Source organism: Mariniflexile maritimum, assembly GCF_009746565.1.
Taxonomy (GTDB): Bacteria; Bacteroidota; Bacteroidia; order Flavobacteriales; family Flavobacteriaceae; genus Mariniflexile; species Mariniflexile maritimum.
In genome coordinates, this window is record NZ_WRPN01000031.1 from 1 (window position 1) to 1966 (window position 1966).

At 31.5% G+C, this 1966-nt stretch carries 3 protein-coding genes; all 3 read left to right on the forward strand.

All coding sequences use genetic code 11. From position 1 onward, the window contains the following. Nucleotides 1-166 precede the first annotated feature (166 nt). The 3 genes from GQO80_RS15655 to GQO80_RS15665 all read left to right on the forward strand — a co-directional run bounded on the left by GQO80_RS15655 (nucleotide 167) and on the right by GQO80_RS15665 (nucleotide 1716). Entirely contained in the window at nucleotides 167-730 is a 564-nt protein-coding gene (locus tag GQO80_RS15655) for a hypothetical protein (protein WP_157209297.1), read from the forward strand. Between the two features lie 188 nt (nucleotides 731-918). After that, on the forward strand, nucleotides 919-1170 hold the full coding sequence (locus GQO80_RS15660; protein ID WP_157209298.1) for a hypothetical protein: 252 nt from the start codon (nucleotides 919-921) through the stop codon (nucleotides 1168-1170). Beyond that, nucleotides 1171-1716: a hypothetical protein gene (locus tag GQO80_RS15665; protein ID WP_157209299.1), complete on the forward strand. Its 546-nt coding sequence runs from the start codon at nucleotides 1171-1173 to the stop codon at nucleotides 1714-1716. Nucleotides 1717-1966 lie beyond the last annotated feature (250 nt).

Below are 1966 nucleotides of genomic sequence, written 5' to 3' on the forward strand. Positions count from 1 at the left end.
CCGTATAAAAAAAATTGCTACTTTAGGCTTGCATTAAGTTTGTTGCTTTGTTTGCCTGCTTCCGATTTTCCTGCGGAAAATCGCCGCACACAAACACGCAACTTTTCTTATACATAAACGTTAGCCGTCAGTTTAACAAACCTAAAAAACAGAATATTAGTAGAAAATGGAAATTTATTTAATTGCTTTGTTATTAGTTTTGACAATAATAATCGGATTAATTTGGTTAAGCTTTTGGCTTCCAAAAAAACTTGGATACCCAAAATTCGGAAAATATTTATCTATTATTGTTGGTCTTATAATTGGCTTATTTATTCTATCGGAAATTTATGAAGACGAACTTTTTTCTAAAAATAACGCATCTGAACTTTTAGCCGAACAAAACATAAAACTAAATGATGATTTTGAAATAATTGAAAATAAATCAATGTCTTCAATTGGTGATTATTACCACACTTTCAAATTGAAAATTTCTGAAAAAGATAAAGCAAGAATAATTGACGAAATCAAAAAAACTGAAAATTTTAATCTTGACAAACAAACAGAATCATATTTTGACAATCAACAAGATTATTATAATGGGCCAAAAAGAATCAAAAACTACGAAACTGAAAGTCAATTCATAAGAGAATTTTTTGAACCACAAGGGAAAGGTTATGCCCCAACTTGGCGGAAAATAGAAATTGATAAAAAAGAAAATTTGCTGACATTTGAAGATATCGACGAATAAAACCGAACGGCTAACACACGCTAAAAGCAATTTGGGCATTTGGCTTAATGGAAAAATTGGTTTGTATTTGGAAGATTTGGCAATCCGAAAGATAACGCTGATTTAATCCCAAACTGCTTGTAGCGCGGGAACGTTGTGCGTAAGTTAAACTGACATCGTACTTTAAACAAAATTTAAACAAATAAACTATGGCAAATTATTATTGCGAGAATTGCGGAGCTAAAAACTCAAGTGTTGCAGGTTTAACTTCGGGAAACTGTAAAAATCATCCGAACGGAACCTTTAAAGGAAAACACCAACTTTACGAAGGAACTGAAAAATCACAATATACTTGTAAACTTTGTGGAACAAAAAATTCGAGTATAGCAGGTTTGACTTCAGGAAATTGTAAAAACCATCCAAACGGAACTTTCAAAGGAAAACATCAACCAGCAAAATAAATGACAAGAGTAAAATCCGCTGACTTTTTTCGTGTTTGGAAAAATAAAGTAACCGACAGAAAACAAGAAATGTTAAGTGTTTGGAGAAATAACAAACAACTGACTCTATTTGTGAAAGGCTCTGAAAATTCAATAATAGACCAAATAGCAAGTCATTTTGGACTTTTATCCTATCCGCAAGATTATTATTCGATAGACGCAATACTTTATGACAAGGAAGATTTAACACCAAAAATAAAAGAAAATACATTTTGGTTTAGAGACATTAAAGTAGCATTTGAACACGAAAACAACTTTAAAAGCGGACTTTATCAAGAAGTTTCTCATTTACTTTTAACAAACTGTGAATTAAAAGTTTTGGTTGCTTATCCAGATTACGAGCCTGACGATGAATTAGAATATTTGCACGAAATAATTAATGGAACAAGACATTCTCAAGAACTATCCGAAAAAGAGAATTTTTTAATAATCTTTGGTTACGAGAACGGATTTGAATGGGAAGGCTATGTTTACAAAGAAAATAATTGGAAAAAACTAACCGAATAAAAACCTACGCACAACAATGGCTATAAGTAATTGCTTGTTCTCGCCTACTTCTGAAAATCCTCGCGGATTTTCAGTTTGGTATGTACTTGCAAAGTTAAGTATAAATCCACGCAACTACTCATAGCCGAGACCGTTGTAATGCATTTGAGAGCACGTTTACTCAACCAAAATATAGTTTCACTAAATATGACTTTTTCAAAATAAAAATCTGATATAAATTGAACTCAAATTAAACTGACCTATTTTGAAA

What these genes read in the sequence shown, in the direction of transcription:
- GQO80_RS15660 (WP_157209298.1), top strand. Translation starts at nt 919, where the DNA reads ATGGCAAATTATTATTGCGAGAATTGCGGAGCTAAAAACTCAAGTGTT.
- GQO80_RS15655 (WP_157209297.1), top strand. Translation starts at nt 167, where the DNA reads ATGGAAATTTATTTAATTGCTTTGTTATTAGTTTTGACAATAATAATC.
- GQO80_RS15665 (WP_157209299.1), top strand. Translation starts at nt 1,171, where the DNA reads ATGACAAGAGTAAAATCCGCTGACTTTTTTCGTGTTTGGAAAAATAAA.